At 73.0% G+C, this 26512-nt stretch carries 23 protein-coding genes and 3 tRNA genes; 10 read left to right on the top strand and 16 right to left on the bottom strand.

The window, feature by feature from the left end:
• Positions 1–19: 19 nt before the first annotated feature.
• On the top strand, positions 20–1936 hold the full coding sequence (gene dnaG / locus ACF07N_RS11885) for a DNA primase (protein WP_392111277.1): 1917 nt from the start codon (positions 20–22) through the stop codon (positions 1934–1936).
• Positions 1937–1942: 6 nt separating this feature from the next.
• Here the strand turns inward: dnaG and ACF07N_RS11880 are convergent, their stop codons facing one another.
• Both ACF07N_RS11880 and ACF07N_RS11875 read right to left on the bottom strand, forming a co-directional pair.
• Complete coding sequence (locus ACF07N_RS11880) at positions 1943–2941, bottom strand: nucleotidyl transferase AbiEii/AbiGii toxin family protein (RefSeq protein WP_392111274.1); 999 nt, start codon at positions 2939–2941, stop codon at positions 1943–1945.
• Complete coding sequence (locus ACF07N_RS11875; RefSeq protein ID WP_392111271.1) at positions 2938–3555, bottom strand: hypothetical protein; 618 nt, start codon at positions 3553–3555, stop codon at positions 2938–2940. Before ACF07N_RS11875 ends, ACF07N_RS11880 begins: the two co-directional genes overlap by 4 nt.
• Positions 3556–3694: 139 nt before the next feature.
• On the opposite strand from ACF07N_RS11875, the gene ACF07N_RS11870 reads away from it, so the two are divergent.
• Positions 3695–5008, top strand: coding sequence for an RNA polymerase sigma factor (locus tag ACF07N_RS11870; RefSeq protein WP_392111268.1), 1314 nt, complete (start codon positions 3695–3697; stop codon positions 5006–5008).
• A 134-nt stretch (positions 5009–5142) separates the two neighbouring features.
• Here ACF07N_RS11870 and ACF07N_RS11865 read toward each other — a convergent pair whose 3' ends face one another.
• From ACF07N_RS11865 to ACF07N_RS11850, 4 genes are all read right to left on the bottom strand, one after another.
• Positions 5143–7071: an ABC transporter ATP-binding protein gene (locus ACF07N_RS11865; protein ID WP_392111265.1), complete on the bottom strand. Its 1929-nt coding sequence runs from the start codon at positions 7069–7071 to the stop codon at positions 5143–5145.
• Positions 7071–8804, bottom strand: coding sequence for an ABC transporter ATP-binding protein (locus ACF07N_RS11860; protein ID WP_392111262.1), 1734 nt, complete (start codon positions 8802–8804; stop codon positions 7071–7073). Before ACF07N_RS11860 ends, ACF07N_RS11865 begins: the two co-directional genes overlap by 1 nt.
• A gap of 111 nt (positions 8805–8915) precedes the next feature.
• Positions 8916–10361 (bottom strand): FGGY family carbohydrate kinase, encoded by a 1446-nt coding sequence (locus ACF07N_RS11855; RefSeq protein WP_383340222.1) that lies wholly within the window; start codon positions 10359–10361, stop codon positions 8916–8918.
• A 121-nt stretch (positions 10362–10482) separates the two neighbouring features.
• On the bottom strand, positions 10483–10788 hold the full coding sequence (locus tag ACF07N_RS11850) for a YtxH domain-containing protein (protein ID WP_392111259.1): 306 nt from the start codon (positions 10786–10788) through the stop codon (positions 10483–10485).
• A gap of 158 nt (positions 10789–10946) precedes the next feature.
• Between ACF07N_RS11850 and ACF07N_RS11845 the strand changes: the two genes are divergently transcribed.
• From ACF07N_RS11845 to ACF07N_RS11825, 5 genes are all read left to right on the top strand, one after another.
• Positions 10947–11019: transfer RNA gene (locus ACF07N_RS11845), tRNA-Asn, on the top strand.
• A 5-nt stretch (positions 11020–11024) separates the two neighbouring features.
• A tRNA-Asn gene (locus tag ACF07N_RS11840) sits at positions 11025–11097 on the top strand.
• Positions 11098–11275: 178 nt separating this feature from the next.
• Positions 11276–11349 (top strand) — tRNA-Ile (locus ACF07N_RS11835).
• A gap of 269 nt (positions 11350–11618) precedes the next feature.
• A complete protein-coding gene (locus ACF07N_RS11830) occupies positions 11619–12311 on the top strand; it encodes a response regulator transcription factor (protein WP_392111256.1) in 693 nt (230 codons plus the stop codon).
• Positions 12308–13756: an ATP-binding protein gene (locus ACF07N_RS11825; RefSeq protein WP_392111253.1), complete on the top strand. Its 1449-nt coding sequence runs from the start codon at positions 12308–12310 to the stop codon at positions 13754–13756. The genes ACF07N_RS11830 and ACF07N_RS11825 overlap by 4 nt, the downstream gene beginning before the upstream one ends.
• 102 nt (positions 13757–13858) lie before the next feature.
• Here ACF07N_RS11825 and ACF07N_RS11820 read toward each other — a convergent pair whose 3' ends face one another.
• Both ACF07N_RS11820 and ACF07N_RS11815 read right to left on the bottom strand, forming a co-directional pair.
• Positions 13859–16009 carry an MMPL family transporter gene (locus tag ACF07N_RS11820; RefSeq protein ID WP_392111250.1) on the bottom strand — a complete coding sequence of 717 codons (2151 nt, stop codon included), beginning with the start codon at positions 16007–16009 and terminating at the stop codon, positions 13859–13861.
• An 89-nt stretch (positions 16010–16098) separates the two neighbouring features.
• Complete coding sequence (locus tag ACF07N_RS11815) at positions 16099–17103, bottom strand: ketopantoate reductase family protein (RefSeq protein ID WP_392111247.1); 1005 nt, start codon at positions 17101–17103, stop codon at positions 16099–16101.
• A 219-nt stretch (positions 17104–17322) separates the two neighbouring features.
• On the opposite strand from ACF07N_RS11815, the gene ACF07N_RS11810 reads away from it, so the two are divergent.
• Entirely contained in the window at positions 17323–17937 is a 615-nt protein-coding gene (locus ACF07N_RS11810; protein ID WP_392111244.1) for an RraA family protein, read from the top strand.
• Between the two features lie 40 nt (positions 17938–17977).
• Here the strand turns inward: ACF07N_RS11810 and uppS are convergent, their stop codons facing one another.
• From uppS to ACF07N_RS11775, 7 genes are all read right to left on the bottom strand, one after another.
• Positions 17978–19732, bottom strand: a complete 1755-nt coding sequence (gene uppS / locus ACF07N_RS11805; protein WP_392111240.1) for a polyprenyl diphosphate synthase — start codon at positions 19730–19732, stop codon at positions 17978–17980.
• 177 nt (positions 19733–19909) lie between these two features.
• Positions 19910–20041, bottom strand: coding sequence for a hypothetical protein (locus tag ACF07N_RS11800; protein WP_392111237.1), 132 nt, complete (start codon positions 20039–20041; stop codon positions 19910–19912).
• 11 nt (positions 20042–20052) lie between these two features.
• Positions 20053–20817: a cytochrome c oxidase assembly protein gene (locus tag ACF07N_RS11795; RefSeq protein WP_392111235.1), complete on the bottom strand. Its 765-nt coding sequence runs from the start codon at positions 20815–20817 to the stop codon at positions 20053–20055.
• Positions 20814–21260, bottom strand: a complete 447-nt coding sequence (locus ACF07N_RS11790) for a DUF2243 domain-containing protein (RefSeq protein WP_392111233.1) — start codon at positions 21258–21260, stop codon at positions 20814–20816. Before ACF07N_RS11790 ends, ACF07N_RS11795 begins: the two co-directional genes overlap by 4 nt.
• A complete protein-coding gene (locus ACF07N_RS11785; RefSeq protein ID WP_392111231.1) occupies positions 21257–21826 on the bottom strand; it encodes a hemerythrin domain-containing protein in 570 nt (189 codons plus the stop codon). Before ACF07N_RS11785 ends, ACF07N_RS11790 begins: the two co-directional genes overlap by 4 nt.
• Position 21827: 1 nt before the next feature.
• Entirely contained in the window at positions 21828–23030 is a 1203-nt protein-coding gene (locus tag ACF07N_RS11780; RefSeq protein WP_383322858.1) for a hypothetical protein, read from the bottom strand.
• Between the two features lie 125 nt (positions 23031–23155).
• Complete coding sequence (locus ACF07N_RS11775; RefSeq protein ID WP_392111229.1) at positions 23156–23824, bottom strand: ANTAR domain-containing response regulator; 669 nt, start codon at positions 23822–23824, stop codon at positions 23156–23158.
• A 185-nt stretch (positions 23825–24009) separates the two neighbouring features.
• On the opposite strand from ACF07N_RS11775, the gene ACF07N_RS11770 reads away from it, so the two are divergent.
• Both ACF07N_RS11770 and ACF07N_RS11765 read left to right on the top strand, forming a co-directional pair.
• The gene (locus ACF07N_RS11770) at positions 24010–24366 is read left to right on the top strand and encodes an STAS domain-containing protein (RefSeq protein ID WP_383322864.1); all 357 of its coding nucleotides are present in this window, start codon (positions 24010–24012) and stop codon (positions 24364–24366) included.
• Positions 24363–25316, top strand: a complete 954-nt coding sequence (locus tag ACF07N_RS11765; RefSeq protein ID WP_392111227.1) for an anti-sigma factor RsbA family regulatory protein — start codon at positions 24363–24365, stop codon at positions 25314–25316. The genes ACF07N_RS11770 and ACF07N_RS11765 overlap by 4 nt, the downstream gene beginning before the upstream one ends.
• A 19-nt stretch (positions 25317–25335) precedes the next feature.
• Here the strand turns inward: ACF07N_RS11765 and ACF07N_RS11760 are convergent, their stop codons facing one another.
• Positions 25336–26373, bottom strand: coding sequence for a rod shape-determining protein (locus tag ACF07N_RS11760; RefSeq protein WP_383322870.1), 1038 nt, complete (start codon positions 26371–26373; stop codon positions 25336–25338).
• Between the last annotated feature and the right edge of the window lie 139 nt (positions 26374–26512).

Below are 26512 nucleotides of genomic sequence, written 5' to 3'. Positions count from 1 at the left end.
GCCCCCTTAGACTTCAGGCGTGGCAGGACGGATCAACGACGAGGACGTGAAGGCGGTACGGGACGCGGTCCCGATCGACGCCGTGGTGTCCGAGTACCTCCAGCTGCGCAACGCGGGCGGCGGCAACCTCAAGGGTCTGTGCCCGTTCCACGACGAGAAGTCGCCCTCCTTCCAGGTCAGCCCCAGCAAGGGCCTGTTCCACTGCTTCGGCTGCCAGGAGGGCGGCGACACCATCACGTTCGTGATGAAGATCGACCACCTCACCTTCTCGGAGGCGGTCGAGCGCCTGGCCGGCCAGGCGGGCATCACCCTGCGCTACGAGGAGGGCGGGTACAACCCCTCCCACCAGCGCGGCGAGCGCATCCGCCTGGTCGAGGCCCACAAGATCGCCGCGGAGTGGTACGCGGAGCAGCTGGCGACCAGCCCCGAGGCCGAGACCGGCCGGGTCTTCCTCGCCGAGCGCGGCTTCGACCAGGCCGCCGCCCAGCACTTCTCCGTCGGCTACAGCCCCCAGGGCTGGGACCACCTCACGCGCTACCTGCGCGGCAAGGGCTTCACCGACAAGGAGCTGCTGCTCTCCGGCCTCTCCCAGGAGGGCCGCCGCGGACCCATCGACCGCTTCCGCGGCCGCCTGATGTGGCCCATCCGCGACATCGGCGGCGACGTCGTCGGCTTCGGCGCCCGCAAGCTCTACGAGGCGGACAACGGCCCCAAGTACCTCAACACGCCCGACACGGCGATCTACCGCAAGTCCCAGGTCCTCTACGGCATCGACCTGGCGAAGAAGGACATCGCCAAGTCGTCCCGCGCGGTCGTCGTCGAGGGCTACACCGACGTCATGGCCTGCCACCTCGCCGGCGTCACCACGGCCATCGCCACCTGCGGCACCGCCTTCGGCGGCGACCACATCAAAATCCTGCGCCGCCTGCTCATGGACAACGGCTCGGCGCGGGTCATCTTCACCTTCGACGGCGACGCCGCCGGCCAGAAGGCGGCCCTGCGCGCCTTCGAGGACGACCAGAAGTTCGCCGCCGAGACGTACATCGCCATCGCCCCCGACGGCATGGACCCGTGCGACCTGCGCCTGGCCAAGGGCGACGAGGCCGTCGCCGACCTGGTCGAACCGCGCACCCCGCTCTTCGAGTTCGCCCTGCGCCAGATCGTGAGCCGCTACGACCTCGACACCCCGGCCGGCCGCGCCGCCGCCCTGGACGAGGCCGCCCCGATCGTCGCCCGCATCAAGAACAGCGGCGCCCAGCACGAGGTCGCCGTGCAGCTCGCCGGCATGCTCGGCATCCTCGACACCCAGTTCGTCGTCAAGCGCGTGGCCCAGCTGGCCCGCTGGGCACGGGACCGCGGCGGCAAGGGCCCGGCCCCCGACCGGCACGGCGCCCCCCAGTACGCCGCCCCCCAGCCGTCCGCCACCCCGCGCGGCCCGGCCCTCAACCTCCGCAACCCGGTCTACGCCACCGAACGCGAGCTGCTCAAGCTCGCCCTCCAGCGCCCCGAGCTGGTCTCCCCGGCCTTCGACGCGTACGGCGTCGACGAGTTCACGGCCCCGCCCTACGCCGCCGTGCGCCAGGCCATCCTCGACGCGGGCGGTGCCGAACTGGGCGTCGCGGACCCCCAGGACTACCTGGTCCGGGTCCGCGAGGCCGCCCCGGACGACGCGGTCCGCGCGATGGTCACCGAGCTGGCCGTCGAGGCGATCCTGCTGCACAGGGGCGTCAAGGGCGTCGACGAGAACTACGCGGGCGCCCAGCTGGTCACGGTCCGCCGCCGGGCCGTGGAGCGCCGCATCCGCGACATCACCGGCCGCCTCACCCGCCTCGGCACCCACGGCGACCCGGCCGAACTGGCCGCCGTCCAGAACGAACTGTGGGTCCTCCAGCAGTACGACCAGACCCTGCGCGAACACGGCGCCGCCGCGCTCTGACGCCGGTCAGGACGCGTCCCGCGCGAAGGCCGGTGTCACCGCCCGCACCAGCCGCTCGGCGAACTCCCGCTCACCGTCCCGGAACTGCGGGTACTCGGTGACGAAGTGGTTCCACTCCACATACCCGACCGCCTCCACCACGTGCTCCAGCAGGATCTCCTCCTGGTAGGAGTAGGGCCACTCGCCCGACAGCCGGAACACCTCGTGCAGCAGCTCGCGGCGCAGCGGGTGCCGCTCGGCCAGCAGGACCGCGTCGTACAGGTCCTTGCCCTGGGCGTGCGCGTCGCTGATCAGCCACATCAGCTTCCACGCCAGCGACAGCTGCGGCGTCGCCGCCTGCACGACCGCACCGCCCGGCAGTTCCACCGGCTCGGGCTCCTCGGGCAGCCGCTCGTTGAAGACGAAGTCCAGCTGGACGTGGCCGCCGGGCAGTCCGGGCGCGCCCCAGGGCAGCACCATGCGCCGGCCCGGCACCCGGTCGTAGGTCCAGATGTCCTCGACGACCGCGCCGCGCGCCGAGACACCCACCTCCCGGCCGCGCGCGCCGGCCAGCTCCTGCGCCGCCTCGGCGATCCCGGCCAGCATCCGGTCCGTGCGGCCGTCCTCCATCCGCCAGGTGTGCGGCACCACGACGAAGTCCAGGTCACCCGGCTCGCGCGCGGCCGCTCCGAACCACACCGACATCAGCACGCTGCCCCGCAGCACCAGGGCGTCGGCCCACGGCGAGTCCGCGATCGCGGCGAGGACCAGATCCAGGGCGTGCCGCCGGGCCGCCCGCCAGGCATCGCCCCGCTCGGGGTCGGTGAAGCACGGGTCGGTGGCCCGGTAGGCCTTCTGGTACTGCTTCAGGGCCGGGTCGAAGACCGGGCGCTGCACCACGTCGTCCGCCAGCACGGGAAGCAGCGTCCTCGGCAGCTGCTCCGCCCTGCGGGTGGCCTCGTCCAGCGGCACCCTGGGCACCTCGGTGCTGTGCCAGCCGAAGCGCTCCCACGCCGTCCCGGTCATGTCCGTACCCCCATCGGCTCCTCCAGCCATCCGTCGTCCACCGTCACGTCACTGTCGTGCAGCACGAACTCCCGCTCCACGCCCAGCACCTCGCAGCCGCCGAGCCCGGCGAGCAGCCGCTCCAACGCCCGGCCCGCGCCCTCGGCGTCCACGCCGTGGCACCGCTGGGTCACGAACCGCTCGTGCCGGGCCCCCCGCACCCGCCGCGCGTTCCACGACAGATGGGCCCCGTGCGGCACGACCCGCGCCGCGAGCGCCGCCAGGTCGGTGTCCGCGGCGAGCAGCAGCTTCACGTGGTGCTCGAAGTAGCGTCCGTCGCCGCACGGTTCGCGCGGCACCTCCGGCGCCCGGGGCGACGACTCGATCTTCACGCGCACCGGCTCGAAGCCGTCCGCCCGCAACCGCGCCGCCACCTCCCGCACGCGCGCCGCCTCCTCGGCGTACGACGGCGAACCGGACAGCGTGAGCATCGGCTGGTCCCGCATCCGGCCCCTGGCCAGCACGATGTGCGTGAGCTTGAACCCGCCCGCGGCCGCCCAGCGGCGCAGCCGCGCGGACTCACCGGGACCGGAGCAGCGGACCGTCACATGCGATTCGTACAGGGAAGCGGACATCCGCCGATCGTCGCAGACCAGGGGCGGGTGGGGCATCCGGGTTTCGCACGCGGGGCGAGCACGCGGTCACGGACCGGAAGCAAAAAGTCACCGCACGCCCCTCGTGGCGACGATGTGTCTTACCCCACACTGGGTTCCGGTGCCTGAGTCCTCGGAGCGCGGCCGGTCCGTCGCCGACGGGTCCCTGATCCCCGCGGTTCCGCTCATCGCGTACGGGACGGAAAGCGGCGAGGCCGTCGACTCCGCCCCCGAAGTACCGCTGCCGCACCCCCTGGCAGCGATCATCCTGGAGGTCGCCCCCGTGCAGACCCGGACCCTCACCCAGACCGACGTCCGCGGTGCCCTCGCCGTCGCCGTGCCGGAAGCGGCGGCCGACGCCCTGTCCGAGGTCCCGGCGCAGAGCCGCGTCGCGCACCACCCGGAGACGGAAGCGGAGCCGGAGGACCCGCCCGCCGAGGCCCCGCAGGGCGCGGAGGCCGCGGAGGCCCCGGAGGCCGCTGAGGCGCCCGAACCGCCCCTGGCGCGCGCCGACACCGGCGGTGGCCCCTCCTCGGACCTGTTCCGCCAGTACCTGCGCGAGATCGGCCGCATCCCGCTGCTGACCGCGGCCGAGGAGGTCGAACTCGCCCGCCGCGTCGAGGCGGGCCTGTTCGCCGAGGAGAAGCTGACCAGCACCCCCGACCTGGACAGCGAGCTGGCGCTGGACCTGGACCGGCTCGTCGTCATGGGCCGGATGGCCAAGCGCCGCCTCATCGAGGCCAACCTGCGCCTGGTCGTCTCCGTCGCCAAGCGTTACGTCGGCCGGGGCCTGACCATGCTCGACCTCGTCCAGGAGGGCAACCTCGGACTCATCCGCGCCGTCGAGAAGTTCGACTACGCCCGCGGCTACAAGTTCTCCACGTACGCCACCTGGTGGATCCGCCAGGCCATGTCCCGCGCCCTGGCCGACCAGGCCCGCACGATACGGGTCCCGGTGCACGTCGTGGAGCTCATCAACCGGGTCGTCCGCGTCCAGCGCCGCATGCTCCAGGAGCGCGGCTACGAGCCGACGGCCGAGGAGGTCGCGGCCCATCTGGACCTGCCGCCCGAGCGGGTCGGGGAGGTGCTGCGCCTCGCCCAGGAGCCGGTGTCGCTGCACGCGCCCGTGGGCGAGGAGGACGACGTCGCCCTGGGCGACCTCATCGAGGACGGCGACGCCGCCTCCCCCGTCGAATCGGCGGCGTTCCTGCTGCTCAAGGAGCACCTGGAGGCGGTCCTTTCGACCCTGGGCGAGCGGGAGCGGAAGGTGGTCCAGCTGCGGTACGGACTGGCGGACGGCCGACCCCGCACCCTGGAGGAGATCGGCAGGATCTTCGGCGTGACGCGGGAGCGGATACGGCAGATCGAGTCCAAGACCCTGAACAAGCTGCGGGACCACGCCTTCGCGGACCAGCTGCGGGGCTATCTGGACTGATGCCGGCCGCGCAGTTCCCCGCGCCCCTGAAGGGGCGCCGACTGCACGTCCCCCAAGGGGCGCGGGGAACTGCGCGATCCGCCCCCACCGGCCCGCAGCCGCCCCACGACCCCACTCGGCACCCCGGACGCGACTCAGTCCACTTCGGCCACCGCCTGCGCGAACTGCGCCCGGTACAGCCGCGCGTAGGCCCCACCGGCCGCCAGCAGCTCGCTGTGCGCGCCCTGCTCGACGATCGCCCCGTTCTCCATGACGAGGATCGTGTCCGCGTCCCGGATCGTCGACAGCCGGTGCGCGATCACGAACGAGGTCCGCCCGTGCGCGAGTTTCGCCATGGCCTTCTGGATCAGCACCTCGGTCCGGGTGTCGACGGAGCTCGTCGCCTCGTCCAGCACCAGGATCACCGGGTCGGACAGGAACGCCCGCGCGATGGTGATGAGCTGTTTCTCGCCCGCGCTGACGCCCGAGCCCTCGTCGTCGATCACGGTGTCGTACCCGTCCGGCAGCGTCCGGACGAACCGGTCCGCGTGCGCGGCCCGGGCCGCCTCCTCGATCTCCCCGCGGGTCACCTCCCGCGACGCCCCGTACGCGATGTTCTCCGCGATGGTCCCGCCGAACAGCCAGGTGTCCTGCAGCACCATGCCGATGCCGGCCCGCAGTTCGTCCCGGGACATCCGGGCGATGTCGACACCGTCGAGGGTGATGCGCCCGCCGGTGACCTCGTAGAACCGCATGAGCAGGTTGACCAGGGTCGTCTTGCCCGCGCCGGTCGGGCCGACGATGGCCACCGTCTGCCCGGGTTCGACCTTCAGCGACAGGTCCTCGATGAGCGGCTTGTCGGGGTCGTAACGGAACGACACGTGCTCCAGCGCCACCCGCCCGCGCAGCTCCCCGGGCCGCACGCCCGGGACCGGGTCGGCGCCCTGCTCCTCCGCGTCGAGCAGCTCGAAGACCCGCTCGGCGGAGGCGACACCCGACTGGACCAGGTTCGCCATGGACGCGACCTGCGTCAGCGGCATGGAGAACTGGCGCGAGTACTGGATGAACGCCTGCACGTCGCCGATGGACAGCGAGCCCGAGGCGACCCGGAGCCCGCCGACGACCGCGACGAGCACGTAGTTGAGGTTCGACACGAACATCATCAGCGGCTGCATGACCCCGCTGTTGAACTGCGCCCGGAACCCGGCCTCGTACAACGCCTCGTTCTGCTCGGCGAACTGCTGCGCCGACTCCTCCTGCCGCCCGAACACCTTCACCAGGGCGTGCCCGGTGTACATCTCCTCGATGTGGGCGTTGAGCGTGCCCGTGGAGCGCCACTGCTGCACGAAGTGCGGCTGCGACCGCTTGCCCACGCGCGTGGCCACCACGAACGACAGCGGCACGGTCACCAGCGCGACCAGCGCGAGGATCCACGAGACCCAGAACATCATCGCGAGCACGCCGATGATGGTCAGCACCGAGTTGATGAGCTGCCCCATCGACTGCTGCAGCGTCTGCCCGATGTTGTCGATGTCGTTCGTGGCCCGGGACAGCACCTCGCCGCGCTGCCGCCGGTCGAAGTAGGACAGCGGCAGCCGCGACAGCTTCGTCTGCACGTCCTCGCGCAGCCGGAACATCGTCCGGTTCACGGCCCGGTTCACCAGCCGGGTCGCCACCGCCATCAGCAGCCCGGCGACCGTGAACACGCCCAGCGCGAGCAGCAGCACGTGCCCGACGGCCGTGAAGTCGATGCCCTCGCCCGGGGTGAAGTCGGTGCTGCGCAGCATGTCGGCGACGTCACCGTCCCCGCGCTCGCGCATCTGCTCCAGCACCTGCTCCTTGCTCGCCCCCGCGGGCATGTCCCGCCCGACGATGCCCGCGAAGACCAGGTCGGTGGCGTTGCCGAGGATCTTCGGCCCGACGACGTTGAGGCCGACGCTGAGCACCACGCACAGCAGCAGCACACCGATGGTCACGCGCTCCGGACGGAACCGGGCGACGAGCCGTTTGCCCGATCCCTTGAAGTCCAGCGAGCGCTGGTCGGGGCCGCCCCCGGCCATCATCCGCCCCATGGGCCCCGCCATCAGGCCGCCTCCGCTTCCGTGAGCTGGGAGAGCACGATCTCCCGGTAGGTCTCGTTGTCCGCCATCAGCTCGTGGTGCCGCCCGGTGCCGACGACCCGGCCCTCGTCCAGCACGACGATCCGGTCGGCGTCCCGGATGGTCGCCACCCGCTGGGCGACGATCACCACCGTCGCCTCGGCGGTCTCCCGCGCGAGCGCCGCCCGCAGGGCCGCGTCGGTGGCGTAGTCGAGGGCGGAGAAGGAGTCGTCGAAGAGGTAGATCTCGGGCCGCTGCACCAGCGTCCGGGCGATCGCGAGCCGCTGCCGCTGCCCGCCGGAGACGTTGGTCCCGCCCTGCGCGACGGGGGAGTCGAGCCCGCCCTCCAGCCGCTCCACGAACTCCTTGGCCTGCGCCACCTCCAGCGCGTGCCACAGCTCCTCGTCGGTGGCGTCGGGGTTGCCGTAGCGCAGGTTGGTCGCCACCGTGCCCGCGAACAGGTACGGCTTCTGCGGCACCAGCCCCACGGTCCGCGCGAGCAGCCGCGGATCGAGGTCCGCGACCTCCACGCCGTCGACGAGGACCTGCCCCTCGGTCGCGTCGAACAGCCGCGGCACCAGCCCCAGCAGGGTGGACTTGCCGCTGCCGGTCGAACCGATGACGGCGGTCGTCTCACCCGGCCGGGCCACCAGGTCCACGGCCCGCAGCACCGGCTCCTCGGCACCCGGATAGCGGAAACCGGCCCCGCGGATCTCCAGATGCCCGTGCCGGCGCAGCTCCCGCACCGGCGCCGTCGGCGGCACGACGCTGGAGGAGGTGTCCAGCACCTCCTGGATGCGCTCGGCGCACACCTCCGCGCGCGGCACCATCATGAACATGAAGGTGGCCATCATCACGGACATCACGATCTGCATCAGATAGGCGAGGAACGCGGTCAGGTCGCCGATCTGCATCCCGCCGCTGTCGATGCGGTGCGCTCCGAACCACACCACGGCGATCGACGACAGGTTCACCACCGTCATGACGATCGGGAACATCAGCGCGAGCAGGTTGCCGGTGCCCAGCGCGAAGTCGGTGAGGTCGGTGTTGGCCTTCCGGAAGCGCCGCTGCTCGTACTCGTCGCGGACGAAGGCCCGGATCACCCGGTTGCCGGTGATCTGCTCGCGCAGCACCCGGTTCACCGTGTCCAGCCGCTCCTGCATCGACCGGAACAGCGGCCGCAGCCGCCGCACGATCAGCGTCACGCAGATGCCCAGCACCGGCACGACCGCCACCAGCACGCCCGACAGCGGCACGTCCAGGCCCAGCGCCAGCACGACGCCCCCGACGCACATGATCGGCGCCGACACCATCAGCGTGAACGTCATCAGCGCCAGCATCTGCACCTGCTGGACGTCGTTCGTCGTCCGCGTGATCAGCGAGGGCGCCCCGAAGTGGCCGACCTCACGCGCGGAGAACGACTGCACCCGGTCGAAGACGGCCGCTCGCAGGTCCCGCCCGAGCGCGGACGCCGTGCGGGCGCCGTAGTAGACGGCGCCGATGTTGCACACGACCTGGACCAGCGAGATGCCGATCATCAGGGCGCCGTAGGTCACGATGTAGCCGGTGTCGCCGAGCACGACGCCCCGGTCGATGATGTCGGCGTTCAGCGTGGGCAGGTACAGCGTGGCGCAGGTCTGCAGGAACTGCAGCAGCACCAGCAGGGTGATGGGTCTCTTGTAGGGCCTGAGACAGGTCCGCAGGAGTCGTATGAGCACGCTGCTTCTCTCGGAGTGGTCGACGGGGCGGTTGGTTGCCCCTGGCCCCTATCGTCGGACACTCCACCCGCGTTACCTCAACCGAATTAACCCAACAGGCGGTCGCGGACCTCAGAACGCCCCGGGGTGCGTCTGGTCCCGCACCGCCACGAACTGTTGCCGCACCGCCTGCCCCACGGCCAGCTCCTCGCCGGGCTCCAGCACCTGCGCGACCGCGCCCTGCCACAGCGGAGGCATCCGGGTGTCGAGCGTGCCCTGCGACACCCCGAGCGCCCAGGCCGCCTGCCGGGCCGCGCCGATCGCCGCGTAGTCCGCGGGCTGCGGCACGACGACCTGCGTCCCGAACAGCATCGGCGCCGCGGCCTGCACGGCGGGCAGCTCGGCGGCCGGCCCGAGCAGGAACACCCGCCGCACCTCCACGCCCCGGCCGCGCAGCACGTCCAGCGCGTCCGCGAGCCCGCACAGCATGCCCTCGAACGCGGCCCGCGCCAGGTGCTCCGCCTTCATCGACTCGCGTCTGAGGCCCGCCAGGGTCCCGGCGGTGTGCGGCAGGTTCGGCGTCCGCTCGCCCTCCAGATAGGGCAGCAGCACCAGCCCGTGCGCCCCCGGCGTCGACTTCATCGCGAGGTCCGACAGACTCTCCAGATCCGGCAGCCCCAGCAGCTCGGCCGTCCCGCGCAGCGTCCGTACGGCGTTCAGCGTGGTCACGACGGGCAGGTGCATGCCCGTCGCGTCGGCCAGCGCGGTGATCATCCCGGAGCCGTCGACGAGCGCCTCGGGGTGCACGGCCATCACGGACCCGGACGCCCCCAGCGACACGACCGCGTCCCCGAGCCCGATGCCGAGCCCGAACGCCGCCGCCATGGTCTCGCCGGTCCCCACGGAGATCAGCAGCCCTTCCGGCGTGGTCCCCGCCGCGTCCGCCGGGCCGATCACCTCCGGCAGCATCACCTGGTGCCCGAGCGCCAGCTCCACGAGGTCGGGCCGGTAGGCGCCGGTCGCCGCCGACCAGTACCCGGTCCCGGACGCCCCGCCCCGGTCGGTGGTCCGCCTGACCGGCCGGCCCAGCAGCTGCCACACCAGCCAGTCGTGCGCCTGCAGCAGTACGGCGGTGCGCTGGGCGTTCTCCGGCTCGGTCCGCGCCAGCCAGCGCAGCTTCGTCACCGGCTGCGCGGCCTGCGGGACACACCCCACGGCCTGCGCCCACGCCTCGCGCCCGCCGAGCGCGTCGACCAGGTCGGCGGCGGCGACCTGTGTGCGCTTGTCGTTGCCGACCATGGCGGGCCGCACGGTGTTGCCCTGCGCGTCCAGCGGCACGACGGCGTTCTGCTGCGCCGAGACGCCGATCGCCTGCACGCCCTCCAGCAGCCCGCCGCCCGCGGCCTCGCCCAGGGACAGCAGCCAGGCCTGCGGGTCGACGTCGGACGGCCGGCCGCCGTCGGGGCTCTCCACCGGATGCGGCGCATATCCCTGCCTGAGCACGGCTCCGGTGTCCGCGTCACAGACGACGATGCGAGTGAAATCGGGTGAACTGTCCAACCCGGCGACTATCCCCATGGCGAAAATTCTGCCGTACGGCTGCGCCGGGCTGGGCCATGGGCGCCGTTGGGGTCAGTGCCGGGTCGGGACTGCGGCTCTCGTCGGGGCCGGTGCGCGGTTCCCCGCGCCCCTCGATGGATCAGATGTTGCTGGTACCCCAGTCGTCCGCGCCGCCGTTGTGGGTGGCGCGCTCCTTGAGGTGACGGACGCGGTCCGCGACCGAGTCCGGGACGCGGTCGCCGACCTTGTCGCTGACCACGTGGTACGCCTTGCCCGCGAACTCGCGCCCCTGCTGGGCCGCCGTCTCCGCGGTGTTGCGGACGGCGGGGTTCTGCGCGAACTGACGGGCCGACTTCTTCAGCTGTTCGTAGCGCTCTCGTCCGGCCCTCGTGCCCAGCACGTAACCCAGGACGACTCCGGCGACGAACGTGAGCCGGTAACGCATGGCTGCCACCCTTCCCTTGCGTATGTCTCCGGTGCGGCGTCGGCGCCGGGGAGTACCGATTGGCGGAGCACCCCCCTGCTTGCGCTAATGTATGTGTCGCAGCGAGCGCGCGCCCCCTGGCGAATACCCAGGTAGGTACGTTCGATGCAACGAGACCTTCCTCGGTAGCTCAATTGGCAGAGCAGCCGGCTGTTAACCGGCAGGTTACTGGTTCGAGTCCAGTCCGGGGAGCTCGGTCCTCCGTAGCTCAATTGGCAGAGCAGCCGGCTGTTAACCGGCAGGTTACTGGTTCGAGTCCAGTCGGGGGAGCAGGATGAACGAGGGCCCCTCAGGGGTCCTTTTTCATGTCCGGTGGAACCGTCCGGCCCGGGGCGGAGTCATCAAGGTCACGAACGCCGTGGCCGAGCCGACCATCCGAAGCAGGAGATCGTATGAGCGGCTATGCTGCGGCAGACGGCGCGCACACATGTACGCGACACGCCGCTATGGGGCGGTAGCTCAGCCGGTTAGAGCAGCGGACTCATAATCCGTCGGCCGTGGGTTCGAGTCCCACCCGCCCCACCTGTGCACTCCTGTGAGCTGCGGAAACGTTCCTCGTGAGGTGTCGGGCCGTCAACTGCGGCGCCACGGACTCAACCCGCTGCCGGCATGGCAAGGGGCCGGATCGGTCCACCGAGAAGCGATCACCCGGCCGCGGCGTGCGGCACCGCGCCGGGGTGTGCGGCCTTCCACGCGATGATCACCGACTTGACGGCGGCGCTCTAATGCTGGCCTCAGGTTGCTCGGCGACACTGAGCGCAAAAACATCGACCGGAAGGGGGCGGGCCGGCGTGCGGATCATGATCGCGGATGACGAAGCGGCCATCCGGGAGTCGCTGGAGCGGGTGCTCCAGGTCGAGGGTTACGACACCAGCACCGTCGCCAACGGTCTCGCCGTGCTCGACGGGGTCGGCGGAGCCGACGGCGACACCCTGGATCTGCTGATCCTCGACGTGATGATGCCCCGCCTCGGCGGGTTGGAGACCTGCCGGCGGTTGCGGGCCGCGGGCCGGGATCTGCCGGTGCTGATGCTGACCGCCCGTGACCAGGTCTCCGACCGGGTCACGGGGCTGGACGCCGGCGCCGACGACTACCTGCCCAAGCCGTTCGCCACCGAGGAGTTGCTGGCCCGGGTGCGGGCTCTGCTGCGCCGGCGCACGCCGAGCGACGAGGAGTCGCAGATCCTGTCGTTCGCGGACGTCCGGCTCGACCCCGACAGGTTCGAGGCGTGGCGGGGCGGGCGGCCGCTGCGCCTGACCCGGACCGAGTTCTCCCTCCTGCAGGTCCTCATGAGCAACGCGACCCGGGTCCTGACCCGCGACGCGCTGTTCGAGGCGATCTGGGGCTTCGACATGAGCGCCACCGCCAACAACCTCCAGGTGTACGTGAGCTACCTGCGCCGCAAGATGGAGGCCGGGGGTGAGCCGCGCTTGATCTACACGCTGCGCGGCCTGGGTTACGTGCTGCGGGAGACTCCTCCGTGAACGGGCCCGCCGGCCGGGAACCGCGCCGGCTGACCCGATGGTGGCGCCGGCGGTCCCTGCGGGCCAGGCTGACGGTGATCTCGGCGACGGCCATCGCGGTCAGCGTGTTCGTGGCCTTCCAGGTGGCCAGCGAACTGATGGGCGGGGAGCTGCGGGAGGCCGCCGAGCATCAGCTGCGCGCCGACTCCCGCGTCCTGGCGGCGAACGCGCGGCGCGCCGGCCCGGCACGGGTCCCGCTACCGCCGTACCCCGGATCCGGTCGGCTGGTGCGGGTCGTCCTGCCCGACGGCTCGACCCGGACGCCGGCCGGCCAACCCGCGCTGCCCCCCGTCAGTGAGCACGCCGAGCGCGTGGCGCGGGGCGCGCCGGCCGACCTGATGGAGTCCGGCGACAGCGACGAGGACGGCTACCTCGTCTACACGCTGCGGGCGGGCGACGGCGCGGTTCAGGTGGCCCAGGTCGCCGACGACAGCCCGATCAACCGGTTCGGGGCGGGCATGCTGCTGATCGGGCTGCTCAGCGTGGCCGGCGGCGCCCTTGTCGGGCGGACCGTGGCGCGGACCGGGCTGGCACCGATCGACCGGCTGACCGCCGCCGCGGTACGTGTCGCGCACACCCGGGATCTCGACGCCGGCATCCCGGAGGAGGGCGGTGGGGAGATCCGGCGGCTGATCCAGTCGATCAACGACATGCTCGCCGCACTCCGGGACTCCCGGCGGGCCCAGCGACTGCTCGCCGAGGACGCCGCCCACGAGCTCAAGACCCCGCTCACCAGCCTGCGCCTCAACGCCGAGCTGCTGATCCGGCTCGATCGGCGCGGCACCCTGGACAGCGCACTGCCGGCGGAGAGCCGGACCAGGCTGCTCAACGATCTCGGCGCCCAGGTGGCCGAGTTGGGCACCCTCGTCGCCGAGCTGACCGACCTGGCGCGCGGTGACGTCAGCGACGAGAGCACGGAGGTGCTCGACCTCGCCGACGTGGTGGTGGCCGCCGCGACCCGGGCGCGTTCCCGCGTGCCCGACATCGAGGTCGCGCTCGACGTGACCTCCGTGTGGGTGAGCGGGCGTCCCGCCGCGCTCGAGCGGGCGGTGCTCAACCTCATCGACAACGCCGGCAAGTGGTCCCCCGCGGACCAGCCGGTCCAGGTCCGGCTCCGCGCCGAGGACGCGTCGGCGGTGCTCGAGGTCGACGACGCCGGGCCGGGCATCGACGCCGCCGACGTACCGCGGGTGTTCGACCGGTTCTACCGTGCCGACAGCGCCCGGGCGTTGCCGGGATCCGGTCTGGGACTGTCGATCGTCCAGCGGGTCGTCGACGCCCACGGCGGCCGGGCCACCGTCGCCCGCTCCGCACGCGGTGGCGCGCTGCTCCGGGTCGGCCTTCCGGCCGCGGCCCCGCCCGCCCCGGTCGCGCGGCTCACCGGGGAGGACACCGCAGCGCCCTGACGGCGTGTGGCGCGGGACCACAGGTCGGAGACCGCCGGGCCCACGAAGAAGATCCGGGACGGCCCCTGGGGCCCGTCCCGGATCTCGTCCGTGCCGCCGCGCTCACCGTCGCAGCGCGGGCTCCTCGTCGCCGGCGAGCGGCTGCCGGCCGTCCGGCAGCTCCGCCGCCGGACGGGACAGCCGGCTCGGCCACCACATCCGGCGGCCGATCAGCAGGGTGAGGGCGGGCACCAGGACCGACCGCACCAGCAGGGCGTCGAGCAGCACGCCGAAGGCCACCAGGAACCCGACCTCGACCAGCATCACCAGCGGAAGTGTGACGAGGACCGCGAACGTGGCCGCCAGGACCAGGCCCGCCGAGGTGATGACGCCACCGGTGGCCGAGAGGGCTTTGAGCATGCCCTCCCGGGTGCCGAGACGCACGGTCTCCTCCCGGGCCCGGCTGGCCAGGAAGATGTTGTAGTCGACGCCGAGCGCCACCAGGAACAGGAACGCCAGCAGCGGCACCGAAGAGTCGACCCCCTCGAACCCGAGGATCGTGTCGAAGACGAACACGCTGCCGCCGAAGGCCGCGGCGAACGAGACGATCACGGTGGCCATCAGGACCAGCGGGGCCAGGATCGCGCGCAGCAGCAGCCCGAGGACGATCAGCACGACGGCGAGCACCAGCGGGATCACCAGCTTCTCGTCGCGGCCGGTGGTCACCTCGGTGTCGAGGTTCTCCGCACTCGGCCCGCCGACGATCGCCTCCGCCCCGTTCACCGCGTGCACGGCGGTGCGCACCCGCAGAATCGTGTCGTACTCCGCGGCGGTGTCCGGCGCGTCCTCCGGGAACACGGAGATGCCGGCCCAGCCACCGCTGGTCTGCTCCGGGACGGCCAGGGCCACACCGCGCGTGTCCTTGACGACGTCGAGCACCCGCTCCTGGTGCGCCGGCCGCGTGAAGACCGTCATCGGCTGGCCGCCGAGCTCGGGGAAGTGCTGGCGGAGGACGGTGAACCCGGTGACCGATTCCGGCGCCGACAGGAACTGGTCCTGCTCCCGCAGGGCGCCGGTGTTGCCCGCCAGCCCGAGGGCGAGCACGCCGAGCACTCCGAGCGAGCCGAGCGTCGCCACCCACCGGCGGCGGCTGAGGGCGGCGCCGAGCCGTCCCCACAGCCCCGGCCTCTCCGCCACGGCCGTGCTGAACCGCGGGACGGCCGGCCAGAAGATCCGCCTGCCGAGCACCACGAGCACCGCCGGGAACAGCGTCAGCATGGCCACCAGCGCGCACAGGACGCCGGCCGCGCCGATCGGGCCCAACCCGCTGGTGCTGTTCAAATCCGCGACGAGCAGGCAGAGCAGGCCGGCGACCACGGTGGCCGCGGACGCGACGATGGCCGGCGCCGCGCCGCGCAGCGCGTGGACCATCGCGACCCGGACGTTCTCATGGTGGTGCAGTGCCTCCCGGTAGCGAGCGATGAGCAACAGCGCGTAGTCCGTGCCGACACCGAACACCAGGATCGTCAGCAGCGCCGAGTTCTGGTCGTTGACCACGATGCCGAAGCCCTTGACGAGCAGGTAGACGGTCCCCATCGCGGTCAGTGCGGCCGCGCCGGCGGCCACCAGCGGGATGATCCACAACACGGGGCTGCGGTAGGTGAGGATGAGCAGGAGCGTGACGACGGCGATGGTGGTGAGGAGGACCTGCACGTCGATGCCGTCGAAGACGGCGTCCATGTCGCCGTCGATCGCGCCCGGGCCGGTCACGTCGAGTTCCAGGCCGGAGGGGCGGTCCTTCGTGGCGTCACGCAGCGGGCCGACGATGTCCTCCGGTGCGCCGTGGGCCGTGCTCACCTCCAGGGTGAACATCATCGCCTTGCCGTCGGCGGAGGGGCTCGTCGGTGAGCCCTCGCCGTCCTCGCCGGCCGCCGCCGTCGCCTTCGGCGGGTACCGCTGGGCAAGGGTGTCGTAGTGGCGCTCGACCGTCGCGCGGTCGGCGTCGGTCATGCCGCCGGCACGGTGGTACACGAAGACGAACGTGTTGCCGTCACCGTCGGAGAGGCTGTCCTCCAGCACCGCCGCCTTGGTGGACTCGGCACCGGCCGGCAGGGTGTCCACGGCGCTGTCGGTGGTGACCGAGCTCAGCTTCGCGCTCAGCGGCACCATGCCCGCCGCCAGCACCAGCCACAAGCCGATCACCAACCACGGCACCCACCGGCCTGCCAACCGGCCGGCCGGCGCTTCCCGGGACGGCGCTGCGTCGACTGCCATCACTGGCCTCCTCCATAGGGATTGCATCGCTTCTGGATGCCGAATTCCTACGGAGCGAAGCTGAGACGACCGTTAATGCGGTGCTCAGGTCAGGCGGTGGCGCTCGCGGCGGCGCGCCGGCTCAGGTCATCCGCCGTCAGGCCGCCCGGCTTCCCGCCCCGCAGCGCGCTCTCCCGGGCGGCGGCCTGCAGCGCCGCGTTCACCGGGGTGGGCACGCCGTGCTCCCGGCCGAGGAGCACGATCTCCCCGTTGAGGTAGTCCGTCTCGATCGACCCCGTGCCCCGCGCCAGGCTCTGCCAGGTCGAGCTGCGCGTGGGCTCGCCCGGGACCGGCCGCACCTCGACCGTGCCGCTGCGCAGCTCGGTGATCTCCGCTCCGCTCGCGTAGGCGATGCCCGCGGCGTCCAGGACGGCGGCGCCCTCGGCCTTCGCCCGGGCGATCAGGTCCCGGGCGGCGGCGTCCGAGGCGGAGCCGCAGACGGCCTCCACGGCGTTGGCGAGGTTGCCGAGGAGCTTGCCGTACTTCCAGCGCATCACGTCCGCCGCCACCGGAGTCAGGAAGCAGGACTTCTCCAGGTCGTCGGCGATCCGCCGGGCCCTGTCGTCGCCGCCCGTCCCGTAGCGGCCGAGGACGAGGGCGCCGGAGTACGGGCCGCAGGGCGCCACGACCTCACCCGGCGTCAGGTGGCTGCTGGGCAGGACGACGCACATGCCGTACACCTCGCGGAAGCGGCGCAGCGCCAGGCGCTCGTTCTCCACGCCGTTCTGCGCGCACACCACGGCCAGGCGCTCGCCCGCCGTGCCGCCGCCCGCCACCGGCCGTGCGGCCCAGGCGTCCAGGGCGGCCACGCTGTGCTGCGTCTTGACCGCGAGGACGAGCACGTCGTCCGCGCGCAGGCCGACGTCCTCGGGTCCGGCCGCGACGGGCACGTCGAGGGTGAGCGTCCCGGTGGGGACCGTGAGCCGCAGTCCCCGGGCGCGCAGCGCCTCGGCCTGTGCGCCGCGGGCGGCCAGGACGACCGAACGGCCGCTCTCGTGCAGCCGCCCCCCGATCGAACCGCCGACCGCTCCCGACCCGATGACGATGTAGCGCATTCCGCTCCCGGCTCCCCGCTGGTTCGACACACGTCCGGTGCGTACGGGGCGTGTCGGCGAGTCCTGGCCGGGCGCCACGGCACCCCGGTACGGCGCGCCCACCGTACCCCGCGGGCGTCCGGAACCGGGCCGGTGCCGCTGGGAGTTGGGAAGGAAAGCGATGCCGGGCCGCGGACCGGGCCGCGGCCCGGGGCCCTCGACACCGAGACAGAGGAAGCAATGGACCACGCGTTCAAGGACGTTCCCCCCACCACCCTGGCCGACCTGCTCGGCCGCGCACAGGTCATGGACATCGGCATCCGCCCCCTGTGGAACTCGCCCCGCGTCGCGGGCCCCGCCTACACCGTGCGGTGCGAGCCCGGCGACAACCTGATGCTGCATGCCGCGATCCACCGTGCCGAACCCGGTTCCGTCATCGTCGTGGAGTCGGGCGACGTCGACTACGCGCTGGCCGGCGGCAACGTGTGCGCCGTCGCCCAGCGCCGGGGCGTCGCGGCCTTCGTGGTCGACGGTGTGATCCGCGATCTCGGTGAGGTGCGCGAGGCGGGCTTCCCCGTCTTCGCGCGCGGTGTCATCCCGATCCCCGGGACCAAGAAGAAGGTCGGCGCCCTCGGTGAACCGGCCCGCGTCGGCGGCGTGCTCGTCCACCCCGGCGACATCGTCGTCGCCGACGAGGAAGGCGTCGTCGTCACCCCCGCCGCCCGCCGGGACGAGATACTCGCGGCGGCCCGGGCGAAGCTGGCCGGGGAGGCCGGGGAGTCCCTCGACGCCTGGGAGGCGAACCACCGCGCCCGTATCGACAAGGCGCTGCGCGAGGGCGGCTTCACCGCCTGACCCGGCCGGCCGCCCTCCTCCCGCCGCACCGGCCGGTCCACTACCGGGGCAGGGGGTCCGGGTTCGTCGTGCCGTGGCGGCGCTGGCGGTGGGTGTAGGCCGTGACGGCCTCCCAGAGATGGCGGCGGTCGGTGTCGGGCCACAGGCCGGGCGTGAAGTGCAGTTCCGCGTAGGCCGCGTGCCAGGGCAGGAAGTTCGAGGTGCGCTGCTCGTTGCCGGTGCGCCAGAGCAGGTCCACGTCCGGCATGTCCGGGTGGGGCAGGTGGCGGGCGAAGTCCTCGTCGGTGATCCGGTCCGGGTCCAGGTGGCCGGCCCGGACCCGGCGGGCCAGGGCGGCGGCGGTGCGGGTGATCTCGTCCCGGCCGCCGTAGTCGATGCACATCGTCAGGGTCAGCCCGGTGCGGCCGCGCGTGGTGCGCTCCCGCAGCTGGAGCAGGTCGGCCAGGTCGGGGGGCAGCCGGCCGGCGCGGCCGTGCCAGCGCATACGGACGTCGAGGTCCCGGAAGGGGTCCTCGGCCACCTCGTCGCGCAGCAGGCCGAGGATCGCGTCGACCTCCTCCGCGTCCCGGTGCCAGTTCTCCGTGGAGAACGTGTAGAGCGTCAGATGCGCCAGGCCGATCTCCAGGGCACCGTGGACCACTTCGCGCACCGCGTGGGCGCCCGCGCGGTGACCGGCGTGCCGGGGCAGGCCCCGCTGCTGCGCCCAGCGGCCGTTGCCGTCCATGATCACCGCCACGTGCGCGGGAAGGAGGGCCGGCGGGATGACGGGCGGACGCTCGCCGCTGGGGTGCGGCGGCGGGCGGCGGAAGGCCCGTGCGGTGGCCGGCCGGGCCGGGGCGGCCGGCTGCCGCGCGGCGTCCGGCGAACGGTGGTGCGGCGGCAGGGTGAGCGGGGTCAGCGACCAGGCCAGGGCCGCGCGGGTGCGGGCCGGGGCGAGGATGCGGACCCGGGTGCGCAGCGCCGGGCGGGGGCGGGCACGCAGCAGGGCAGGGCCCGCCGCGTCGACGGCGTCGAGCTGCGCGCGCAGCAGGGCGGCCATCGTCTGCAGGACGGTCGCGGGCCCGGGGTGCATGCCGCGGGTCAGGGTCTCCTGGGCGACCCACCGGCGGGCCCGGCCCGTCAGGTCGGTGACCAGGGCCGACACGGCCGGACTCCAGCGGCGGTTTGCCAGGTCGTCCGCCGAGCCCGGGTGAAGGGCGAGGGCCTCCTCGGGCACCAGGAGATCCCCCTGCGCGAGGTCGGCGGACAGGTCGGTGAGGATGTCGGTGAGCCGGACGCCGTCGAGGAACTCCTCGTAGGCCTCCCGGGTGTCCAGGCGCAGGGCCACCGGGACACCCGCGCGGTCCAGGATCGCGCGGACCTGGCCGAACCAGGGCAGGAGGTTGTCCCGGCCCCAGGTGCGCCATGCGGCCCAGTCGGTGAAGCTCCGGCCGTCGGTGTCCTCCCGGACCTGGGCCATGGCGTCGCGCAGTTCGGACAGGTCCAGCCGCCAGCGGGCCGCGGTGTCCACCAGGGCGTGGCGGATCGGGTCCGGGCTGGTGCCGGTGGGCAGTTCGCGGTGCAGGGCGGTGATCCACGCCTCCACGCGGGCGGCCCGTTCGGCGGCGGGGGCGGTACGGTCGTCGCCGAGGTCGTCCAGGGCGTTGGCCGCGGCCCACAGGGCGTGCAGGGCCGGGCGCAGCGGCGCGGGGACCAGCTGGATGAGGGCGTACTCCGCCGGGTCCTCGCTCTTTGTCCGGCGTCGGCACAGTCGGTAGGCGGCCCGCAGGGCCGGGTCGGCAGGCGCATCGCTCACACCGAGGACATTACGTCCCGGCCCCGCGACGCTCCGAGCACCCCGGGGCACGGCCGCGCCGCGCGGTGTCCGGCGCGGGGCGGCCTCCGCGTCCGTCCGGGCGGCAACGCCCGCCGACCCGCCGGGGGCCGCTCCCGCCCGGGTCCCTCCGCGCGGCCCGGGCAGCGGGCGCGTGCGCTACGCCGTGTCGTCGTCCTCCGGTTCCGTGTCGTCGCGGTCGCCCTCCGCCTGGGACGGGGTCGAGGTGGGCGTCGTGTCCTGGTCGTCCTCGCGGTCGCCTTCGGCCTGGGACGGGGTCTGCTCGCTCATCGTCTGTCTCCTTACGCCGGTGCCGGCTGCCGGGTACCCCGGTGGGGCCGGAGTGATCGTCCCTGCGCGCGGTACCACTGGGACGCCAGCAGCAGGGCCAGGGCGATCTCCACCGCGTCGCCGCCGTAGTACATGAGCTGCGAGGCGAGGTGCAGGTCGGTGGGGGTGTGGGCGGTGCCCGGCGGGCCCGCCGCCCACAGGCTCTTGGCCAGGACGGCGTGGGCCGCGGCGGCCGCCAGGAGGGTGCCCGCGCGCACGGCGGGACCCGCCCGGTGGCGCACCGGGTCCACGGCGAGCAGGGCGAACGTGAAGAGCAGACCGGCGAGGAAGAGGTGCAGCAGGAGAAGGGGGTGGTGGTGGAGCGAGGGAGGCAGCGGGGCCCGGTGGATCACCCACAGGCCGCCGAAGTCCAGGGCCGCGGCCACGGGTGGGAAGAGCAGGACGGTGACGAGACGGGAGCGGGTCAGGCGGACCAGGGCGCGGCGGGCGGACAGCGGGAGGGTCCGCAGGGCCAGGGTGACCGGCCGCGCGAGGACCAGCGGGAGCGGGGCCGCCATGCCGGCCGTGACATGGGCGGCCGTGTGCGCGGTGAACGGGGGCAGCCACGTCTCCCACGGGACCGCGAACGCGGCCACCAGCAGGCACCCGCCCAGCCAGAACCCCGCGTCCCGGGCCACCGGCCAGCGGTCCCCGCGGCGCCGCAGCCGGCCGGCCGAGGCCGTGTACAGCAGGCAGCACAGCAGGACCGCGACCGGCAGGGCACCGGGCGTCGTCATCGCGCTCTCCCGCGCTCCGCGCGCCGGGCCCTGCGCCACAGCAGCAGACCGGCCAGCAGGAACAGGACGGCCACCACGTTCCAGGTCCAGTCGTAGGGCCGCGGATCGACCTCGTACCGGATCTGGTGCAGGCGCAGCAGCTTGTGCTGGACCGTGCCGTCGTAGAGCTGGAAGCCGCCCAGGCCCAGGCAGACGCCGGACCACCAGGCCGGGCGCAGCGGACCGCCCCGGCGGCGCAGGTCCGCGTAGAGGAACAGGCCCGACACCATCGCCAGCCACCCCCCGGCGTGGAACAGGCCGTCGGAGACCAGTCCCACGCCGGGGGTGGACCTGTCGTAGAAGTGGTGCCAGTGGAGCAGCTGGTGGAAGACGACCTCGTCGGCGAACGCGGCGATGCCGACTCCCGACAGCGCCCCACCGGCCAGCGAGCGGCGGTACGTCACCCGTCCTTGCCCATGGCCTTGCGGACGGCGTCCCGGGTGCGGTCGACCAGGGCCGCGAGCGGGCCCAGGGCGAGGTTCCTGGCCGCGGACTCCGTGCCGGGGTGCGGACGGGTGGGCGCCATGGCCTCGGCGGCCTTCAGGGCCGAGGCCATCGACGCCAGGCGGCCCTGGTCCGCGTGGCGCCGGATGTGGTTGAACTCGTAGCGCTCCTCCGCCCGGGCGTGTGCCATCACGTCCAGGCGCAGGGCGAGCAGTTCCGGCAGGAACTTCGGGTCGTCGGTGTCCATGCCGTCCAGCCGGGACAGCAGCTCCTTCGCCTCCCGCTCCTCGTTCAGACGGTCCTCGACGACCTGCTCGCCGCCCGGCACGTACGACCGGGTGAACGGCCGCACGACCTCCTCCTCGGCCGTCTCGTGCACGGCCAGCAGCCGCACCAGGCGCCGGAACGCGTCCCGGCGCTCGTCACCGCTCGTCCGCTCGACCTCGTCGAAGAGGTTGCGGATGTCGCCGTGCTGACGCATCAGCAGCGCCACCACGTCGGTGTCACTCGCTGCGATCCCCGCCATGTCAGTCCCTCTCCCGGAGCGCGGGGTCGGGGTGCTCGCCCTCGGTCTCCATCCGGTACTCGCGGCCGAACATCTCGTCGTGCTGGACCATCACGCGCTCGCTGGGCGGCTCCTCGCCGCCGTGGATCTGCTCCTGCAGCTTCTCGAACCGCTCGTGCGCGTCCCGGACGTAGCCGGTGCCGAGCGTGGTCAGGTCGATCTGGGTGTCCAGCAGGTCGCGCACGAACGTCTTGTTCTCCTCGAACGTCAGCACGTTCGGCAGCTCCGGCGCGAGGATCTCCTGCGGCTCGCGGCCGTCGTGACGGCGCATCAGGTCGCAGGCGATGCGCAGGTGCTCCAGCTCCATGTTCAGGTGCAGCTCCCAGATGGCGCGCACCTTCGGGTCGGGCTCCTGCTCCATGAAGGAGTGGTAGAGGTAGCACTCGTTGTACTCGTGGTTGACCAGCTGCTCCCACCACGTCTCGCCCGGGTCCACCAGGGACTCGTAGTGGGTGACGTGCTCCTCCTCGATCAGGCCGATCTCCTGGTACAGCTGACGGGCGATCGGCTCCATGTACTGCGGGCCGACGTTCATGTAGAAGTTCATCGTCTGCTGCTCCGCCGACATGATGGTCAGGGCGTGCAGCTTGGACAGCGGGTTCACGGTGGAACGGTCGTACGGCTCGCGCACGTTGTCGTGCGGGTGGCGGTGGTGGTACTTCGTCGGCCGGCCCGGCATGACCTCGGTGAGTCCGTCGACGATCGACTCCGCCTTGCGGTGCTCGATCATCTCGTAGAGGTTGGCGTACCGGTACAGGTGGTCGAAGTCCTCCAGCACACCGAACTCGTAGGCCTGCTTCAGGTACGGGTCGGGTTCGTGGCGGGCCACCCAGCCGGTCAGGTCGACCGCCACCTGCTCGTAGGCGATCGTGGTCTCCAGGACGGAAGCCAGGCCCGGCAGCAGCCAGTTGACCGCCTTCTGCTGCTGGTGCTCGATGTAACGGACCTCGGCCAGCTGCCGTTTGACGTCCGGGTCGGGGCAGCGGCGGGCGAGCTGGTGACTGAACATGATCGCTTCCACCTCGATGCCGTTCATCGTGATGACGCGGCACCGGGTGTAGGGATCGGCGTGGTCGGGGTCGATCGGCTCGACGTCCAGCTCGCGCCAGCTGCGCAGCTGCCGGTCGAGGGGGATGCCTTGGTGCTCGAGGGGGTTGAAACCCATGGGGTTCTCCTCGCCGAAGGGCGGAGCGGGCCGCCGCCGGGTACCCGAGCGCCTCTCACGCGAAACCGGGCGGACGGCGGCCCGTCACCGGGGGCGCGGGAACCGGCCACCGCCCCGCCCGTGGCTCAGCCCCTGCCGCGCCTCGCGAGGGCCGTCTGCAGAGCCGTGCGCAGCGCGGCGGGCGGCGGACCGTCCCCCTCCGCACTGGCCGTCACCGCCGCCGCCACGTCCCGCAGCTTCGTGTTCGACAGCTGGGACGTCTCCCGCAGGATGTGCCAGGCCTGGTCGGAGGTGCAGCCGTGGGTGGCCATCAGGATGCCGCGGGCCTGGTCGATGACCGGGCGCGAGGCGATGGCCTGGCGGAGCTGATCGACCTCCTCCTGGAGGACGTGCAGGCGCTCCGCGCGCTCCAGGGAGACCGCCGAGGCCGCGGGCACGGGGGTGTCCGGGACGGTCAGCGGATCGGACGTGTCCAGACCGGCCAGCTCCAGGATGCGGCGCGGCTGCCCGTTCCAGTTCGTCACCGACACGGTCAGCGACCGGCGGCGGCGGAAGTCCCCCAGCACGTCCAGGAACTGCAGCCCCGCCGTGTCCATGAAGTGCACGTCCGCCATGTCGAGATCGACCCGGGTGACGTCGGCCGGCAGCTCGGCCAGCGTTCTGGCCAGGACGTCACCGCAGCCGTGGACCAGTTCGCCGCGCGGGGTGAGCTCGGCACGGTCCGCGTCGACGCGGCCACGGATGACCAGGGTGTTCAGCCCCCCTGTGAGATGTGGTGATGCCGCAGAGGTCATGTCACCGCCTTGTCGGTCCTCGTCGGTCGGGTCGGTCTCGCCGGAGTGACGACGTCTCTCGCCCCCCGTGGACGCCGGTGTGAGATGCGCCTGCCCGCCGTTCGGCTTACTACACGCGCCCGGGGGGAATGAGCCTGTGTCGCGCGGGTACGTGCGCTGAGGTCCGGGAAACGTGGGGAGAGTGCGTGGACGCTCCGTATCAGGTGCCGTCGGCCGGGACCCGTGGGGCCCGGCCGGGCCTGGCGGTGTTCCCGCTGGCCGGCTGCCGGGGTGTGCGGGCGGCCGGGGAGGTCGGTCTGACCACACGGGCGATCTGGGAAGGTGTACTGGAGCAAGCCGTACGTGAAGGCGGGGACGTGTACCACCTGGAGCTGTCCGACGTGACGTTCGTCGACGTGGCGGGCGCCGGTGCGCTGGCGGCCGCCGCCGGGCAGCTGCGGGACGGGCGCCGCTTCGTGGTGCGCCGGCCGCCGGCCGCCCTGCGCCGGACGCTCGACCTGTTGTGGCCCGACCAGGAGGGGATCGAGGTGAGTGCGTCATGACCGCTGCGGTCGCGGACCCCTTCGGGCCCCTGGAACCCTTCGTCCATCCCGCTTTCTTCTACCGGGACGAACAGGAGTACCTCGACGTCACGGTGCCCTTCGTACGGGACGGCCTGGCGGCCGGCGAGCCCGTGGCCGTCGCCGTGCCCGCCGAGAACCTCGCCCTGGTCCGGGACGCCCTGGGCGAGGACGCGGCGGCGGTGCGGCTGCTGGACATGCGCGAGGCCGGGCGCAACCCGGGGCGGATCATCCCCGGTGTCCTGCGCGCCTTCGCCGACGGCCAGCCCGACGGCCGGCGGGTGCGGATCATCGGCGAGCCCATCTGGGCCGGGCGGTCCGCCACCGAATACCCCGCCTGCGCCCAGCACGAAGCGCTGATCAACGCCGCCTTCCAGGGCAGCACGGCGACCATCCTGTGCCCCTACGACACCCGGGGGCTCCCCGAGCACGTGCTCGCCGACGCCCACGCGACCCACCCCGTCGTCATCGCCGAGGGTTCCCGGACGGCGCGGGACAGTGCCGCGTACGCGCCCGCCGACGTCGTCGACCGCTACAACGAGCCCCTCGACCCCGTCGCCGGCGCGCTGACCTTCGCCTTCGACGCCGAGTCGCTCCCGCAGGCCCGCCACCTCGCCGTCGGGGAGGCCGCGCGGCTCGGCCTCACCGGCGTCAAGCGCGAGGACCTGGCCCTCGCCACGGCGGAACTCACCACCAACAGCGTGGTGCACGGAGGCGGCACGGGCGTCCTGCGGGTGTGGAGCGAGGAGGGGCATGTGGTGTGCGAGGTCCGCGACGAGGGACGGCTCGCGGACGTCCTGGCGGGCCGCCGGCCCGTGCCCAGGGACCAGCGCGGCGGCCGCGGGATGCTGCTGGTCAACCTGATCGCCGACTTGGTGCGGGTGCACCGCGGCGACCGCGGCACGACCGTGCGCTGCTGGTTCGCCCGCTGACCGCCCTCCGGGCCGGCGCTCAGCTGCCCAGCGGGTCCAGCGCCAGCGGCTCGATCCTGCCCTCCAGCATGGCGCCCAGGCCCTGGACGGCGCACACGTCCGGGCGCTCCGCGATGTGCACCGGCATGCCGGTCGCCTGCCGCAGCATCTGGTCCAGGCCCGGCAGCAGGGCGCTGCCGCCGACCATCATGATCCCCCGGTCGGCCAGGTCGGCGACCAGGTCCGGCGGGCAGGCCCGCAGCACCGCGCCGATGCCGTCCAGGATGGCGGTGAGCGGCGTCTGGATGGCGTCCCGCACGGCCGCGGTGTCGATCTGGACGGAGCGGGCCAGGCCGGTGGCGACGTCCCGCCCGTGGATCTCCGTCGAGGCCGGTCCGTGCGGGGTGAGGCCGTTGCCCGACAGGGCGAGCTGCAGCGGCCGCACCGACTGGCTCGGCAGCATCAGCTCGTGCTCGTGGCGCAGGTGCTGCACGATCGCCTGGTCGACGGCCTCGCCGCCCACGGGGATGCGCTCGGCGGTGACGATCGCCCCGAGGGACAGCACCGCCACCTGCGTGGCCGCCGCCCCGCACACCATGATCATGGTGGCCTCGGGCTGCTCCACGGGCAGCCCGCAGCCGACCGCCGCGGCGATCAGCGTGTCCACCAGCTCCACGCGCCGGGCCCCGAGCCCGACGAGCGTCTCGATCGCGGCGCGCCGGGCGAGCGGGTCGGCGTCGTGCGGGGTGCAGGCCGCGGCGCGCAGGATCGGCTTGCGGCGCAGACCGCGGCGCATCTTGTCGCCCAGCAGGTGACGCAGCATGCGCTGGGCCATCTCGATGTCGACGACGGTGCCGCCCGAGACCGGCCGGACGACCCGGATGTACTCCGGTGTGCGGCCCGTCATCTGCTCCGCGAGCTCGCCGACCGCGATCAGCGCGCCGGTGCGGGTGTTCACGGCGGCGGCGGACGGCTGGTCGACGACGAGCCCGGCGCCCTTGACGTAGACGCGTGTGCGGGCCGCCCCCAGGTCGACGGCGAAGTGGCAGCGGCGCAACTGCTCCAGACTGGCGGTCATGGCAGGTCCTCCCGAGAGCACAGACCGTGGGGGGCCGCCAGGTGGCGGGCCTCGCGTGAGGCCGCCGGGCGGCGGGCCTCCCTTCGCATCGTGCGCGGGAGGGCACCGGGCCGCCTTCCGGAGGGGGCCGGGCGGGGCG

The sequence above is a fragment of the Streptomyces sp. NPDC015242 genome (assembly GCF_043079125.1).
Lineage (GTDB): Bacteria > Actinomycetota > Actinomycetes > Streptomycetales > Streptomycetaceae > Streptomyces.
The sequence above is the reverse complement of the archived record's forward strand: the minus strand, read 5'-3'. Positions and strand labels throughout refer to the sequence as shown.